We start from the raw sequence: 15,444 nt of genomic DNA on the forward strand, positions 1-15,444 counted from the left end.
TGACAACGGGGGTTGCGGGCTCACATGGCCACAGCACCTTCGGTTTGCAAGCCGGGTACGGCGTGGTGCAGAAGGTTTTGCAAGGATTCACCGTCCTGCGCGACGCCGTACACATACCGGTCGGGGCGTACAAGCACCGCTGGAGCGTTGATCGACTCCAACCACTCGCGAACAGCCGCTCCATCGCTGGCCACAATCCCGACGCCCGCTTGCGCAGCGCTCTTGGCGACGTCGGGGCATTCACGGAGCAATTCGGGTCGCGCAAGCAGCGCAAACCGATAGCCGACCACGTCGTCCACGAGTTGTCCGTCCAGCAGGCGGGGTTGCGGTGCAATATGCCCGGCCACGCCCGATGGTTCATCGATCCATGCGCCCGGGCCAAGCCTGGGTTGTGGGGTCACAAAATTGCGAATCGCTGCGCTCATTTCTTCATCACGGACTTCGGCCAGGTCTGACCTCGTCGTTTGAATGACTGAGCCGAGCTGTACCGCCGTTTCGATAAATAAGCGCACGTGCGGCGAGCGTTCGGATTCGTAGCTGTCGAGGAGGGTATCGGGCGCTTCGCCATGAATGACGGCAGCAAGCTTCCACGCGAGATTCGACGCGTCGCGAATGCCGGCTCCCATCCCCTGGCCCATAAAGGGTGGCGTCTGATGTGCGGCATCGCCTGCAAGCAGGAGTCGGCCACGGCGCCAACCGTTCGCCACGACCGAGTGAAATGTATATATGGCAGAACGTTCGAGGCGCGCATCGGCCGGAGAAATCCAGCGAGCGAGTTTGTCCCACAGCCATTCGGGGGACGTGAGTTGCGTCACATCATCACCGGGCATCACCATGATTTCCCAGCGGCGCCGATTTCCGGGACCACGCGTGTAAGTGGTCGGGCGCGCCGGGTCGCAGTATTGGACCGAGTAGTCGCCAAGATCGGGCCGCGGTGCATCGAGCAATACGTCGACCACAACCCAGCGTTCATGCGATTTCAGATCGCTCAATTCGGTGCCCATGAAGCGTCGCGCAATCGAGCGCGCACCGTCGCAGCCGACTACATATCGCGCGGTGGTACGTCCAAGTTTGCCGCAGCACGTATCCTCGAAGCGCAACTGGACGCCATCGCTCGCCTCGTCAAGCGCGAACACTTCGTGGCGCAACCGGACGTCAACGCTCGATTGCTGCGCAAGACGCTCGCGTAACGCATTCTCGAGATCGGGCTGATGGAACTTGTAACTCGCGCACCACCCCTGTGGTCCGATACAGGTTGGCCGTTGCCAGTCGATCAGCAACTTGCCTTCCCCGTTCACGAATTTCATGCCGGGACCCACGAACAGCTTGGGTAGCAGCTTGTCGGTTAAACCGAGGGTTTGGAACACGCGCATGCATTCACCGTCGAAATGCACCGCGCGAGGAAGCGCGAAAATCTCCTTGTCTCGCTCCAGCACCAGGACCCGCAAGCCTTCGATTGCCAGCAGGTTCGCGAGCGTCGCCCCGGTGGGCCCGAGACCGATAACGGCCGCGTCGTAGTCGCACGCGTGCGTCGAAATAGTTTTCTCTAACATGTCTTGTTCCGCCAGATAAGACGCCGAGCGCACACGAACGCGCCCGGCTACGACTTTTACGCTTCGTCGGCGATTGGATTGGACAGAACGCCGATCCGATCAACCTCCACTTCCGCCACGTCGCCGGCCTTCATGAACAGCGGCGGATTGCGCTTCGCGCCGACGCCGCCAGGCGTGCCGGTCACGATCACGTCTCCCGGAGAGAGCGGGGTGAACGTCGACAGGTAGGCAATCTGTTTGGCAATGCCGTGAATCAGCATCTGCGTCGTCGCGCGTTGCACTTCCTGTCCATTCAGGCGGGTGACGAGCGTCATCACCGCATTGGGTTCGATCTCGTCGCTCGTCACCATCCACGGTCCGAACGCGCCGGTGCGATAGAAATTTTTGCCCGGGCCCCACTGGCCCGTATGAAGCTGCCAGTCGCGCACGGAACCGTCGTTGTAGCAGGCGTAGCCAGCGATGTGATTCCACGCGTCGGCCTCGTCGATGCGTCGTCCACCGCGCCCGATGATGACGGCAATCTCACCCTCATAGTCGAACTTCTGCGACTCAGGCGGACGCAGCATCGGCTGGCCATGGCCAACCTGGGAAGCCGGCACCCGCATGAAGATGACCGGATGCTCGGTGGTTTCGCGGTTGGTTTCCTTGACGTGGTCTGCGTAGTTGAGTCCCACGCAAAAGATTTGTTCGGGGTTCGGGATCACAGGCAGCAGCGTGACTTCCGACAGCGGGTAGTCGCCCTGCGTGCCATCGGCGGCCTGTGCGGCCTCGCGGAATGCGTCGGCGGCAATCAGTGCCTTCAGATCGGCATAGCGGCCGCCGAGACGCTTGCCAAGGTCGAACACGGTTTCATCGCGAACGATGCCGAACGATGAGCCAAGGTGGGTGGAGAAGCTGGCGAGTTTCATTGATGCTCCGGATAGATAAAAAGTAGATTGGATCAACGCCTGGATTCGTAAAAAACCCGTGCATTTATCTTATGGTGAGAATAGACTAACTTTAGCAAATGTCACAACGTGTTTTTTGCTAGGGTTTATCACTACTTGGAGACAGGCATGAACGGTATGAAGAAAGCGAGGGCAGGGCTGTCCCTCAGTCACATGGGCTTCTATGTGAGCGACATGGCGCGCGTGGAGGACTTTTATACGCGGGTGATGGAATTCACCGTGACGGATCGGGGTTCGCTGCAGACGCCGCACGGCGCTGTGCAGTTGGTATTCTTGAGCCGCGATCCCGCGGTGCATCACCAGATCGTGCTCGCGAGCGGCCGCCCCGAGCACTTGGCGTTCAATCCGATCAACCAGATTTCGTTCACAGCTGACAGCCTTGCCACGTTGAGGCGGTTTCATCGGCAGTTCATTGCGGAAGGCCTGCAGGAAATCAACCCCGTCACCCACGGCAATTCGGTTTCGATCTATGCCCGCGATCCCGAGGGCAATCGCCTCGAGCTCTACATCGACACGCCGTGGTACGTCGACCAGCCGATGCGGGTGCCGGTGGACTTCGGCTTGCCCGATGCTGAACTGATGGCGGCTGTCGAACGCCACGCAAGAACGCTATCGGGATTCAGGCCGCGAAGTGTCTGGCAAACCGAAATGGCCGAGCGCATGGGGCTTGCATAAGCGTGGCGCTGCGTGGCTCGCGTGCGACTGTTTCCGCGCGGTGGTCGTTGAAGGCGTCAATGGCGATCTTGCCAGTGCATATAATTCCGTTCACACACGAGGAGGCGCAGCGCAATAGATGTCGAGCATTACGAGACTTTTATCCATACTCGAGCTGTTTTCGGAGGCGAAGCCGTTCCTGTCCGTCGAAGACGTTGCCGCCGAACTCGATTGCTCAACCCCAACGGCTTATCGCTATGTACGCGAGCTCCTGGATGCTGGCTTGCTCATCCGGTATGCAGGAGGAGACTATGGTCTCGGCCCTCGCATCATCAAGCTTGATTACCACCTGCGCATGTCGGATCCGCTGCTTGCGGTCGGGCAGCCGATCATGCGTGAGTTGAGTGAACACTCCGGCTTCGATGTGGTGATGTCGCGCTGGTACGGTAACGAACTCGTGGACACGCATCGTGAGACTCACGGCGCGGCGCTTGACCTCCGGTACGGCCGGGGCCGTCCTCGCCCCCTGTTTCTCGGCGCCGCTCCAAAAGCGATCCTGTCCACCTTTCCGAAGGCCAAGCTCGCGGTCCTGTTCGATCAGTATGCTGACGAGATCGCGCAAAGCGGCCTTGGGGCGACACTCGACGAGTTTCGCGCGTCGCTGCTCAAAATCCGGCGTGCCGGTTTTTATCTGTCGAGGGGCGAACTGGAAAGCAGCGTTTCTGCACTGGCGTCGCCGCTATTTACGGACGACTCCAGTGAAGCAGTCGGTTCGCTTGCGGTGATCGTGCCGACCCAGCGACTCGAATTTGCCAATCTGGACCGTCTTGTCGAATCGATCCGGGAGGCAGCGGCGCGAATCTCGCAGCGTACGCGTGCGTTGGTTGAAAGTCGGAGGACCGGAGCCATCACGTCGTCGCACACCGTTGCGCGAGGCAAGCGGTCCGCATGATGGCCGTCACGTGAACGTCATTCGATCGCGCTCGCGCACTTGAACCTCGGTGGGTTCGGGGGAAGCTGCACTTGCGACGAACGAACTGGTAGCACGAACGCGTAGACCGACGTCGTCAGGAGAGGGCCGTCTTGAAGCCGCAAAAAGGCGGTTGGTCACTTGCGACCCTGCGGGCTCTGAAGTGTCGACAGACAAGACGTGCAATCCGGAGCGCCGTCGGAGCGAAAACGCGATCTCCGCCTTCGATTCAAATTTCTTTACCCAATCGCCTGGCCGCTTCACAAAACAATCCCAAATGAGAAGACCTTTCTTGCCGCCCCGCGTACTGAAAAGCCTGCTTGGCTTCAACGACGGCCCGTGGCGGTGGTCGGCCGGCGTCGGAGGGGGCGTCGCCATGGGCGTGCCTCTGAGCGCGTTCATGCTGGCCGGCCACCAGTCACTCGGGCTCATCACTTCTCTCGGCGCCTTCACGGCTCTCTACGGCTCGACGCTGCGCCTGGGCGACCGGCTCCAGGCCTTGCCGTTCGTCGCGGCGGGGTTCGTGGCCGCCTCCACGCTGGGCGTACTGTGCGCGACGAATGCGTGGCTGACCATCGCCTGCCTCGTCGCCGTGGCTGCGCTCGCCAGCATCATTCTGCTCGGTGTCGGAATGGGTCCGCCCGGGCCGATGCAGTTCGTGCTGGTCGCCGGAGTCAGCGGTCATCTGGCCGCTTCCGCGCGTTTCAGCGGTTCGCCCCTTGGCGTCTTTATGATCCCCTCTCTGGTCGCGGTCGGCGCGCTCAGTGCGTACTTGCTCGTGATCGCACCCCTCGCGCTGCCGCTTGTGCACCAGCGCAAGGGCGAAGCGTCCAGCTTGCGCATGCGGTTTCCTCCCAGCTCGCTCGACGGGGAAAAGGCCACGATCGCCGCGAGGGTGATCGTTGCGGTTGCCAGCGCCGGCTTGCTGAGCCTGTCTTTTGGGGAGCACCGTGCCTACTGGACGGTTATGGTCGCGGGTGCGGTGCTGCAGGGCAGCCACGTCTCGCGCTCAAGTGCCATTCGGGCCGTGCACCGCGTTGTGGGCACGGTCTTGGGCGCGGCTGTCTTCGGCTTGATCCAGCTCGTCGACCCGAAAGGCCTCTGGCTCGTCGGGGTCCTCGCGCTGCTCCAGTTCGCGATCGAAGTCGTGGCCGCGCGGCACTACGCGCTGGCCCTGACCTTCATTACCCCAACCGCGTTGACCATCTCAGCGGTGGGCGGGACGAGCGCTCCCCTCGCGCTCGTCGGCGAGCGGATCGTGGACACGTTCCTTGGGGCGGTCATCGCCATGGTAGTTCTCTTGGGCAGCGAATGCGTCAGGGGACGACGCGCACTATAAGCAGGTGGAGGATTCCGGGCTTGTCGCGAAGGGCATTGGGTCTTGCTGATTACTTTCCGATCATGTTCAGCGCCGTGTCCCGCACCGCGCGCTTGAACCTGGTCTGATCTTCAGGAAGTGACGAGAAAACCCGAAGCATATGGTGGTAAGCCACGGTATTGCTGATGGCGTTCATCAGCATGGAAAACATGACTTCGGGGTGGTGCGGTTTCAATTCCTTCGCCCTCGATGCATCTTCGAGCAAAGGCACGAACACGTCGTGATAGGGGCGCACCAGACGCCCGATGAGTATGTTGAAGCGCTCGCCTTCTTCGGTCGCGGCAGTCGAAAAAAACATACCAAGGTCGGGTTCGTCGAAAACCTGATCGATGAAAAGAACCACTGCGTGTTCGACACGCTCACGCGCACCTAGCGTGGCTGAGCGCAACCTGGCTGTGGCGTCGATCATTGGCGCAGCCTGATCCGCGATCTGCTCTACCACCGCAACCCATAGCGCTTCTTTCGACCCGAAATGATGCGCGATCAGCGCCGGGTCGACACCCGCGTCGCGCGCGATTTCCCGCACGCTGGTAGCGTCGAATCCACGCTTTGCGAAGGTGCGCCGGGCATGTCGCAGGAGGACGTCGGCACCGACGGAAGCGCTGTACGCGGGTCGTCCGCGGGTACGCTTTTTCTCGATCAGCTTGGCAGGTCCTGACATTACGTCGTTCATTTGGGTGTGAGTTGTGGATCGTCAATTCAGCCGAAGTTTAACTGACGGCGCGTGAGACGCTGAGGAGGGCCGCGGTTTGACGGAGCTCGTGCTTTAGGCTACGATGTGACTTATTCATCACGCGTTGAATTTATTATGTCACAACCAATACGGATTGTCATCGTCGGCGGCGGGATTGCGGGAATTTTGCTGGCTACCCGACTCGGCGACCTGTTAGGGCGCAGCGGCCGGGCCAGCGTCACGCTGATCGACAGCAGCCCGACGCACATATGGAAGCCGATGCTGCACACTATTGCAGCCGGCACGCGCGATGTTCAGCAGCAGCAGGTGATCTACCTCGCCCATGCCCGCGATCACGGCTTCACCTATCAGCCCGGCGCAATGAACGGGCTCGATCGAAGCCGGCGGCTGGTCCAGCTCGACGAGCTCAGGACGCCGGAAGGTGAAGTAGTGCTCGGTCCGCGAACGGTCGGGTACGACGTGCTCGTGCTGTCGCTGGGTAGCCGGGCGAACGATTTCGGCGTGCCGGGCGTGAAAGAGCACTGCCATTTCATCGACAGTCAAAAACAGGCCGAAGCGTTCAACGCCGCGTTGCGAGCGCGCGTATTTCGAAGCGTCGTGAAGGACGAACCACTGCGTGTGGCGATCGTCGGCGCGGGTGCAACGGGTGTTGAGCTGTCCGCTGAACTGAGCCGCTTGCTTGACGTTGCGTCGAGTTACGGAGACCCGACTGTGCGAGAGCGGCTGAGTCTGACGCTGCTCGAAAGCGGCCCGCGCGTGCTCGGGGCGTTTGCGCCGGAGATATCGGCATCGAGCCAGTCGCAGCTCGAGCATATCGGTTTTCGCGTGCTGACTTCGGCGCGTGTTACCGCGGCAGAGGCGAGTGGTTTTCGCCACGGCGACGGCACGCTTGCCGAGGCCGATCTGATGGTCTGGGCAGCCGGCGTCAAGGCGCCGGATTTCATGAACAATCTCGACGGACTCGAAACGAACCGGTCCAACCAGATCGTCGTCGGAGCGAGTCTGCAGTCTTCGCGTGACGATCACGTGTTCGCGCTTGGCGATTGCGCAAGCCTGACACTTGCCGGTCACGAACGGCAACTTGCACCGACCGCGCAGGTCGCCACGCAGCAGGCCGAGCATCTCGCGCGTCACCTTCCGGGGTGGCTTGCAGGCAAGCCACTTGCCGATTTCCGTTTCCGCGATTTCGGTTCGCTCGTCTCGCTGAGCGACTACAACGCGTTCGGCACGCTTGGGCGCTTCGGACTCTTTCGTGGCGGTTTCGTGCGCGGACGTTTCGCTCAACTGAGTCACGCCATGCTCTACCGGCGCCATCAGCAGGCTCTCCATGGCTTTCGAAAGGCGACGCTGCTGTGGACAGCGGAACAGATCAATGGTCTCGTCCAACCGAAGATCCGCCTGACCTGAAAGCGGCGCCGAACCCTTTGCAGACCCGGTCGGTTTCCTGGTGCGATTCGTGCAGCGGTCGCTGTGATTACCAGCCCTGACGGGTGTTCATCGCGAAGGGGCCAGGGACGTGCGTGTTGAGCGGTCATCCGATTGAGGCGGGCGACGCCGTGTACTCTCCCAGAGCAGGCGATCCGCCGCCGCGAAACGCAGGCGCAATGATGGTCGCGGCTTCCGTTAATGTCCAACTGTGACCTTGCACGCGTTTATATTCTCGGGGACGCGGTTTCGAATCGACATGCCTGAAGCAAGCGAGGCATCGGGGACGAAACAACGAGCCATGTGGCAATTAATACGTACGCCTATATGTGCGACATTGCCTATCACGAAGCGACATCGCTACACGCGGCGTTTCGCCGATGAGAAGCGGGCGCGCACAAGGATCGAACCAATTGTTGCGGCGAGGGGGACAGTGTTTTACGGCCAGCAAGGACACCGATGCATGGACCAAGGCGCTACTATTGCCCGTGCTCTGTACAACGATGCAAAGCACAGGGCCACTCGAATCCGACACGCTGTGATAAGGCAGAGGCGCGGTGTGCAGCACAGCACCTCTGGTGCGCATGCGTGGGCTTTAAAGACGCGACGTCATTTGACGTCACTACTGGAGAGATAGTTGAAAATCGAAAAAATCCGCAAAGATGCTTTTGCGATGCCCGTCCACAATCCTTCCTACCCCCGCCCGCCGTTTCGCTTCCTTGATCGCGAGTACTTCATCATTTCGTACGAGACCGACATGGACGCTTTGCGCGCCGTGGTGCCGGAACCACTGACAGTCGCAAGCCCCCTCGTGCATTACGAATTCATTCGCATGCCAGACTCGTCGGGATTCGGCGATTACACGGAAAGCGGCCAGGTTATCTCGGTAAGAGATGATGCCGGCGCGCCAGGCAGCTACACACACGCGATGTACCTCGACGACGAAGGCCCGATTGCAGGCGGTCGTGAGATTTGGGGTTTCCCCAAGAAGCTGGCGAGTCCGAAATTGCGTGTTGACGGCAACGACACGCTGCTTGGAACGCTCGACTATGGCACCCAGCGCATTGCCACGGGCACGATGGGCTACAAGTACGAGCCACTTGACCTCGAGGTCGAGCGCAAGAAGCTGGCGGACACGCCGAACTATCTACTGAAAGTCATTCCGCACGTCGACGGTTCAGCCCGCATCTGCGAGCTCGTGCGCTACTTCCTGCGGGATGTCACGGTGCTCGGCGCGTGGGGCGGTCCGGCCGCGCTTGAGCTGCACCCCCATGCCTTGGCTCCGGTGGCGGATTTGCCGGTGCGCAAAATCGTCGGCGCGCGGCACGTCATCGCCAATCTCACGCTCGACATCGGGGAGGTGGCTTTCGATTACCTCGCCGAGGCGCCGGCACTCAAGCTTGCCGCGAATCAGTAAGCACCCTCTGACATATTAAGGAAAAGGCATGTCCGTAACAGATAAGGTCGCGCTCGTGACGGGCGCTGCAAGTGGTATCGGTGAACAGTGCGCACGCAAGCTCGCGGCGCTCGGCGCGTCGGTGGTAATCGCGGACCTGAACCTCAAGGCTGCTGAGAGCGTGGCCGAGAGCATCCGCAAGGAGGGTGGCAAAGCGCTGCCTGTATCAATGGACGTGACGAGCGAAGAAGCGGTCAACGCCGGCATCCAGCAGGCTGTAGACAGGCTTGGCAGCATTGATGTGCTGGTCTCGAACGCGGGCATCCAGATTGTCAACCCGATTGAAGATTATGCTTTCTCCGACTGGAAAAAAATGCTCGCAATCCATCTGGACGGCGCGTTCCTCACGACCAAAGCTGCTGTCAGGCACATGTACGCTGCGGGCAACGGTGGGTCGATTATCTATATGGGCTCGGTCCACTCGCACGAAGCGTCGAAGCTGAAGGCTGCCTACGTGACGGCCAAACATGGACTGCTCGGTCTCGCACGCGTGGTAGCCAAGGAAGGTGGTTCGCGCGGTGTACGGGCCAATGTCGTGTGTCCGGGGTTCGTGCGCACGCCGCTTGTCGACAGGCAGATTCCGGAGCAGGCGATAGCGTTGGGCATTTCGGAAGCAGACGTCGTCAAGAACGTGATGTTGAAGGAAACGGTCGACGGCGAATTCACGACGGTGGAAGACGTCGCCAACACCGTGGCATTCCTCGCCGGCTTCGAATCGTCCGCATTGACGGGCCAGTCCATTATCGTCAGCCACGGCTGGTCGATGCACTAAGGAGCCGCCCAGTGCGTCAAGATCAAGAAACATCAGGCACACCTCGCAAGACTTTCAAGCTTCCGGCCTATGACGAGGTCGCTCTCGTGCTACAGGGTGGCGGCGCGCTGGGCTCCTATCAGGCCGGCGTCTACGAAGGCCTCGAGGAAGCTGGCATTCATCCGGACTGGATTTCCGGCATCTCCATCGGCGCGCTTAACACAGCCATCATCGCGGGCAACGCTCCGGGCAAGCGTACCGAGGCATTGCATGGATTCTGGAACACCATCTGCCAGCCGGCGGACATGCTTGGGAACCTTGGCGCGTGGCTACCCCGCGCCGCGGGCATGCACGACCTGTCGCGCAAGTGGTCGAGCTGCTGGGCGGCAGGCCGCGCACTCACCGAAGGGCAGCGAGGCTTTTTCTCGCCGCGCCTTCCGGTGCCCATCCCAGGGATGGGCAAGCGCTCGCCAGAAGAAGTGAGCTTTTACGATACCACCGCGCTTCGGGCGACCCTTCTGCAATTCGCCGATTTCGACAGAATCAACGACGGCGATATTCGCGTCTCCGTCGGCGCGGTCAACGTGCGCACGGGTAACCTGGTCTACTTCGACAACACCCAGATGCGCCTTTCGCCAGAGCACTTCATGGCCTCGGGTGCGCTCCCTCCGGGCTTTCCTGCCGTCGAGATTGATGGCGAATATTACTGGGACGGCGGTCTGGTGTCGAACACGCCATTGACCGAGGTTGTAAGCGACCCGCAGCACAAGGACACCCTGGTCTTCCAGGTTGACCTCTGGAGTGCGAGCGGTGGCCTCCCGGGCGACATGCTGGATGTGTCCGAGCGCGCCAAGGACATCCAGTATTCCAGCCGGACCCGCGCTATCACCGCGATGCTCGGGTCGACCCAGCGTCATGCACAGCTCATCAAGGAGCTACTGAAGCATGTGCCGCCGGGCCTGGAGAAGCAGCATCCGCTCATCCGGGAGGCACGGGAAGTTGCCGATGGCAGTACGGTCAATGTTGTGCACCTCATATACAAGAACAAGGCGTATGAGGGGCACTATAAGGATTACGAATTCAGCATCGACACGATGAGCGAGCACTGGCAGACGGGCCTGGACGACATTCGCGCATCGTTTGAGCATCCGGACTGGTTTGCGATACCGGATCACGATTCGGGATTCGTGACGCACGACGTGCATCGTCCCGGGGGCGCGCCTCACGCGACGCGACTGGAGGGTGCTAGCAAGCCAGCGCATTACTCGCGCAGGCGCCATAAAGCGGGCGTCGCGCAACCACATCTCGAAGTGGCAGCGCCGAAGTCCGCCCCACCTGGGGAAACCACGAAGGAAGCTGTGCAGGATGCGACAGGCCGCTAGCCATCGTGGGGCCGGCCGGGTTCAGTTTGGCCGGTCCCTTTCCACGCCAGCCAAAGGGGCGCTGCCGCAGGTGAGTTCGTCCGCCTGTGGTGTTACCGGCAACCAAGGTACATGACATGCAGAATCCCAGGTTTATGTAGAAGAAATCGCTGTATCGGGTCAAGTGCGCACGGTCAATCTGATACCGTCAAACGGTTTTGCGTTGCCGCAGGCCGCGTTATGCCGCTCGGCGCATTCGGCCTGCTCGGCGGATGCAGCATGACTTCATTCAATCCCAAGGGCGACATCGGTGCACAGGAGAAGCGTCTGATCCTGCTTGCGTTGGGTCTGATGCCTTCGAAGAGGTTCATCGAAAAACCGACATCACATACAACGCGGCGACGCTTGAAACGATCCTAACCGACAGGGAGGTCACTTCATGGAAAAAGTCCAACGATGAATCGCCTCCGGGCCGAAGCCATCTTTGGGAGACGCCCCGAGCCCCCTTGAGATCGCAAGAGGTTCAATCATACTCGGCGAATTAAGCCAAATCGCGGGCCGCCACAACAATGCCGTTGACACTTCGTTGACAGTCGGAAAAGAAAAAGGGCCTAGCGCGAACGCTAAGCCCTTGAATCTTTTGGTAGGCCGTACTGGATTCGAACCAGTGACCAACGGATTAAAAGTCCGCTGCTCTACCAGCTGAGCTAACGGCCCGTCTCGCCCGATGTTCACCGCGACCAGCGCACTTCTTGCCTGTTTGGCCTAGCCGATACCGATCGTGCGGCTAGTGGATCGCGCCGGCTCCGATTTCGGCACGGTCAACGTGAGCACACCGTTATCAAATTTTGCCAATGCGTGATCGGGGTCGGCGTTTTCCGGCATCGGGATTGTGCGCATGAAGCTTCCATAGGCGCGCTCGAGCCGGTAGCAGCCGTCTTCCTCGCTGCGCACGTCCTGTTTCTTTTCGCCGCGCAACACGATCGCCCCGTCCTCGACGCTCACACTCAGGTCTTCGCGCTCCATCCCGGGCAGCTCGGCGGTCACGCGCAACACCTTTCCTTCGTCGACCACGTCGATGCGCGGCTGGAAGCGCGATGAACTGAAGTCGCCAAACCATCGTTCGAGGGCGCCGCGACCTGCAAACGGGTCATGGAAGAACTCTTCCAAAGCACGCCACGGTTCGCGTGTGAACAATCGCGGAATGTCAGGCCACGAGTCACGCCACTGTTCGCTCGCCGGGGGGCTTTCCGAGGTGTCCGCATCGGACTTGCGAGCCGCCCCGCGTAGGAACTTGAAGGGATTCCACTTTTTCGGATCCGTATTCATCGTATCCTCCTCTACAGTCTGGCCGGAGAACCGGATTCCTGTCATTGCGCTGAAGTCGCGACTCTGCCCTCGACGTTCCCGACTGCATCTGCGGAACGCCGCCACGGCCGCCTCGCGATCGGCGGCGCGTCCTGAGCTCACGTACCGGCACCGCGCCGTATGCTGAGCGTGCGTCCGCGCCAGCATTCATGTATGACGTCCGCATCCAGGTCTCCGCAGTCAGTAGGTGGCGGCCAGACGACCGCCACCGGTTTTCTCCCTGTCGTTGCCGCCCACCTGCCGACTTCAGTCCGTCCGCACCTCGATCCGGCGCGGCCGGGCTTCGTCGCGGCGCGGTATCGTCAGTTTCAGCACGCCGTCTTTCAGGTTCGCATCGATTTTCGTTGCGTCGAAGTCAGCCCCAAGAGCGAACGCCCGCGCGAAATGCGGCTGGCGGATCTCCGCATGTTGCAGGCGCAGCCCCGCCGGCGTGGGCACCACCGCCTCGGCCTCGATGTACAGGTTGCCATCGTGTACCTTCACATCAAGGCGGTCTTTTGTAACGCCGGGCAGATCGGCCCACAGGGTGATGCCCTGGCTGTCCTCGAAGATGTCTACGGGCGGCGTTAGCGTGATCGGGCGTTGCGACTGCTCGTCTTCGCGACGGGCCACCGCAGTTTCGTCTTTCCTGGCAAGTTCTGTCGTGTCGTTCATGATGTCCTCCTCAGTTCTGCGATCGGTTTCATTGAACAGTGATGGCCCGCGGCTTCGACGTCTCCCGTTTGCCGATGCTCACGGTCAGGCACCCATTGGTGTACTGCGCCGTGACCTTGTCAGGGTCCGCATGCTGCGGCAGTTCAATGACGCGCCGGAAGGTGCCGACGAACCGCTCCTGCGCATAAGTACGCACGTCGTCGCCGGCCGCTTCCGGCCGTACGGTCTGGCGCTCGCCGCTGATGGTCAGCAGCCCTTTGTCGATGGATACGTCGAGATGCGCCGGATCGATACCGGGCGCGAACGCAACGATCTCGATAGAGTCGTCGGTCGAACCGATGTTGACCTGCGGGAATGCGCACAGGCGCCCCGAGCGGATGCTGGACGGGAAACCGCCGAAGAGACTCGCCATCTGCCGTTGCAGACGGTCGAACTCGCTGAAAAGGTCGGTTCCGAAGTAGAGATCACTCATGATCGTTTCCTCCTTGGATGCAGCAGGGAAACGAACCGGCATACGCGCTCCAGTCCGTCTGCCATGCTGCGGCAAACAAATCGAAACACGCAGCGCGCCGGAATGCCGGCGCGACTGCCTGAGCGATATTCAAGATAGGACTGAAAACAGAAATTTCAAGTGGGCGATGGCGACTTTTTGTTCTTGAATTTGGATTGTCACACCCCTACGTTCACGACACTCTGCAACACCGTGCGAGGACACCATGGAATTCGAATACGATTGGCTCACTCTTGGGCGTCACCGTATCCGGTTGCGCTCAACAAAGGGGTTCCCGACTGAGACGATGCGCACGGCGGTCGAAGTCATCCGGCTGGCGATCGACAGCAACATGAGCGCCCGGGCGCGGCTGGTTGAAGTGGTGTTCCGGCAGGAGTCCGCTTACGAGATTGCGGTCGGCACCACGTTCGCCGATGACCGGCTATGCGCGCCCCAGTTGGAAGCGGCGATCGCGACGGTGCTGGGCCTGCAGCCCGCGCAGATCACTATTTTCGTGACCGTGGTCACCCAGGAAGAGGTCGATCTGCACTTTGGTGTCTACGAAAGGATGCTGGCTGAAAAGCTCGGCGTGGTGCCGCTGATCCAGTGACGTCGCGGCAGGCAAGGAGCGGGGGATCGGCAAGCGGCGAACTGCGCGCCTGCCGGTGCGGGCGGCGGCGCCGCCTTTGCTGCAATGCAATGAGGAGTACCCGACCGGATTCGGCCGCCCTCATTGCGGAGCATCCTGCAGCCGGATGCGGGAGGGTCTCGAAGAGCGTGTCATATCCCTGATAGCGCATTCGAACGCAGATTGTTCGCCGCCTGGATTCGATCAATCGGCTTCCGGAACGGCGCGACACAACTGATAAGACGCCCGCATGCGTCAAATTTATGGCGATTGTCGACGATGTAGCCTACGTCGTCGAGGGTTCCCTTGTGGCCGGTCAGCCTCGCCGACTTCGTCCAGGATGTTCAGCGCGCCATCAACGAGGGGCTCGACGACGCGCCGCACTTTATCAATATCGTGATCGGCGCCAATGCGTTCCAAGGCGCGTTGCCCTACACGCCCCGGCTGTTGCAGATGATGATCGATCATCTGCCCCGCAATGGCGTCTTCAACGTCAGCGCTATCGGCGCGGCGCAGTTGCCTGCCGCGATGAACTCGCCGTTGCTGGGAGGGGACGTGCGCGTCGGACTCGAAGACAACTTCTACTAACAGACAAGGTCAGTTGGCCACTAATGTTCACCTGGTCGAGCGGCTTGTTCGCCTGGTCCGCGAGATGGGTTACGAGCCGGCCACGCCGGCTGAAGCACGGAAGATCATTGGGCTGCGGCCGTTGCGCGAAACAATCCACGCTGCCTGCCAGGAGGGCTAACCGATGACAACGCGAGCCGTCAACGTCGCCGTCGTCGGCACTGATGTCATTGGCGCGGGTTGGGGGCACACTTCCTGGCTCATGGTTTCGCCGTCACGGCGACCGATCCCAGCCAGGGGGCCGCGTCGCGCCTGCGCAACTGGATCGACGATAGTTGGCCTGTAGTGGAGAGGCGCGGGCTTGCAGACGGCGCCTCGCGGGACAAGTTGACGTTCACGCCTGACGTGGGCTTGGCGGTGGCCGGGAGGAACGATGCTTGCTGCTCCCGCGGCGAATCAACCGAAGGAGCGTAATAGGGCCGAAGGGCACAAACCGGGCGAGAAGGTTCAGACGCGTGGCATCTACAAGGTGGTGAGAAGGCGACGCC

General features: G+C 61.0%; 15 protein-coding genes, 1 tRNA gene and 2 pseudogenes. 11 read left to right on the forward strand and 7 right to left on the reverse strand.

Annotation, left to right across the window (positions count from 1 at the left end):
• Positions 1-20: 20 nt before the first annotated feature.
• Both OKW26_RS10980 and OKW26_RS10985 read right to left on the reverse strand, forming a co-directional pair.
• Positions 21-1,553: a bifunctional 3-(3-hydroxy-phenyl)propionate/3-hydroxycinnamic acid hydroxylase gene (locus OKW26_RS10980; RefSeq protein ID WP_429354216.1), complete on the reverse strand. Its 1,533-nt coding sequence runs from the start codon at positions 1,551-1,553 to the stop codon at positions 21-23.
• Between the two features lie 56 nt (positions 1,554-1,609).
• The gene (locus tag OKW26_RS10985) at positions 1,610-2,461 is read right to left on the reverse strand and encodes a fumarylacetoacetate hydrolase family protein (RefSeq protein ID WP_429353620.1); all 852 of its coding nucleotides are present in this window, start codon (positions 2,459-2,461) and stop codon (positions 1,610-1,612) included.
• Positions 2,462-2,608: 147 nt separating this feature from the next.
• Here OKW26_RS10985 and OKW26_RS10990 point away from each other — a divergent pair, with 147 nt between their 5' ends.
• The 3 genes from OKW26_RS10990 to OKW26_RS11000 all read left to right on the forward strand — a co-directional run bounded on the left by OKW26_RS10990 (position 2,609) and on the right by OKW26_RS11000 (position 5,463).
• Entirely contained in the window at positions 2,609-3,175 is a 567-nt protein-coding gene (locus tag OKW26_RS10990) for a VOC family protein (protein WP_184059845.1), read from the forward strand.
• A gap of 118 nt (positions 3,176-3,293) precedes the next feature.
• Complete coding sequence (locus tag OKW26_RS10995) at positions 3,294-4,106, forward strand: IclR family transcriptional regulator (RefSeq protein WP_429353621.1); 813 nt, start codon at positions 3,294-3,296, stop codon at positions 4,104-4,106.
• Between the two features lie 310 nt (positions 4,107-4,416).
• The gene (locus OKW26_RS11000; RefSeq protein ID WP_429353622.1) at positions 4,417-5,463 is read left to right on the forward strand and encodes an FUSC family protein; all 1,047 of its coding nucleotides are present in this window, start codon (positions 4,417-4,419) and stop codon (positions 5,461-5,463) included.
• Between the two features lie 49 nt (positions 5,464-5,512).
• Here OKW26_RS11000 and OKW26_RS11005 read toward each other — a convergent pair whose 3' ends face one another.
• On the reverse strand, positions 5,513-6,175 hold the full coding sequence (locus OKW26_RS11005) for a TetR/AcrR family transcriptional regulator (RefSeq protein WP_429353623.1): 663 nt from the start codon (positions 6,173-6,175) through the stop codon (positions 5,513-5,515).
• A gap of 135 nt (positions 6,176-6,310) precedes the next feature.
• Between OKW26_RS11005 and OKW26_RS11010 the strand changes: the two genes are divergently transcribed.
• The 6 genes and pseudogenes from OKW26_RS11010 to OKW26_RS11035 form a co-directional block, all read left to right on the forward strand.
• Positions 6,311-7,603: an NAD(P)/FAD-dependent oxidoreductase gene (locus OKW26_RS11010; protein WP_429353624.1), complete on the forward strand. Its 1,293-nt coding sequence runs from the start codon at positions 6,311-6,313 to the stop codon at positions 7,601-7,603.
• 83 nt (positions 7,604-7,686) lie between these two features.
• Positions 7,687-7,836 carry a DUF3331 domain-containing protein gene (locus OKW26_RS11015; protein ID WP_090809656.1) on the forward strand — a complete coding sequence of 50 codons (150 nt, stop codon included), beginning with the start codon at positions 7,687-7,689 and terminating at the stop codon, positions 7,834-7,836.
• 422 nt (positions 7,837-8,258) lie between these two features.
• Positions 8,259-9,038, forward strand: coding sequence for an acetoacetate decarboxylase (locus tag OKW26_RS11020; RefSeq protein WP_184059853.1), 780 nt, complete (start codon positions 8,259-8,261; stop codon positions 9,036-9,038).
• 28 nt (positions 9,039-9,066) lie between these two features.
• The gene (locus OKW26_RS11025) at positions 9,067-9,849 is read left to right on the forward strand and encodes a 3-hydroxybutyrate dehydrogenase (protein WP_184059855.1); all 783 of its coding nucleotides are present in this window, start codon (positions 9,067-9,069) and stop codon (positions 9,847-9,849) included.
• Positions 9,850-9,860: 11 nt separating this feature from the next.
• Complete coding sequence (locus tag OKW26_RS11030; RefSeq protein ID WP_429353625.1) at positions 9,861-11,210, forward strand: DUF3734 domain-containing protein; 1,350 nt, start codon at positions 9,861-9,863, stop codon at positions 11,208-11,210.
• A 219-nt stretch (positions 11,211-11,429) separates the two neighbouring features.
• A pseudogene (locus OKW26_RS11035) lies at positions 11,430-11,543 on the forward strand (ubiquinol oxidase subunit II); the annotation flags it as partial.
• Between the two features lie 287 nt (positions 11,544-11,830).
• On the opposite strand, the gene OKW26_RS11040 reads toward OKW26_RS11035, so the two are convergent.
• The 4 genes from OKW26_RS11040 to OKW26_RS11055 form a co-directional block, all read right to left on the reverse strand.
• A tRNA-Lys gene (locus OKW26_RS11040) sits at positions 11,831-11,906 on the reverse strand.
• Between the two features lie 48 nt (positions 11,907-11,954).
• Positions 11,955-12,518 (reverse strand): Hsp20/alpha crystallin family protein, encoded by a 564-nt coding sequence (locus OKW26_RS11045; protein WP_184060297.1) that lies wholly within the window; start codon positions 12,516-12,518, stop codon positions 11,955-11,957.
• 285 nt (positions 12,519-12,803) lie between these two features.
• Positions 12,804-13,211, reverse strand: coding sequence for an Hsp20/alpha crystallin family protein (locus tag OKW26_RS11050; RefSeq protein ID WP_184031351.1), 408 nt, complete (start codon positions 13,209-13,211; stop codon positions 12,804-12,806).
• Positions 13,212-13,239: 28 nt separating this feature from the next.
• Positions 13,240-13,683: an Hsp20/alpha crystallin family protein gene (locus OKW26_RS11055; protein ID WP_429354217.1), complete on the reverse strand. Its 444-nt coding sequence runs from the start codon at positions 13,681-13,683 to the stop codon at positions 13,240-13,242.
• Between the two features lie 244 nt (positions 13,684-13,927).
• Here OKW26_RS11055 and OKW26_RS11060 point away from each other — a divergent pair, with 244 nt between their 5' ends.
• Entirely contained in the window at positions 13,928-14,311 is a 384-nt protein-coding gene (locus OKW26_RS11060; protein ID WP_090809669.1) for a hypothetical protein, read from the forward strand.
• Between the two features lie 321 nt (positions 14,312-14,632).
• A pseudogene (locus OKW26_RS11065) lies at positions 14,633-15,077 on the forward strand (3-keto-5-aminohexanoate cleavage protein); the annotation flags it as partial.
• Between the last annotated feature and the right edge of the window lie 367 nt (positions 15,078-15,444).

Source organism: Paraburkholderia sp. 32 (assembly GCF_050435345.1).
GTDB classification, from domain to species: Bacteria; Pseudomonadota; Gammaproteobacteria; order Burkholderiales; family Burkholderiaceae; genus Paraburkholderia; species Paraburkholderia tuberum.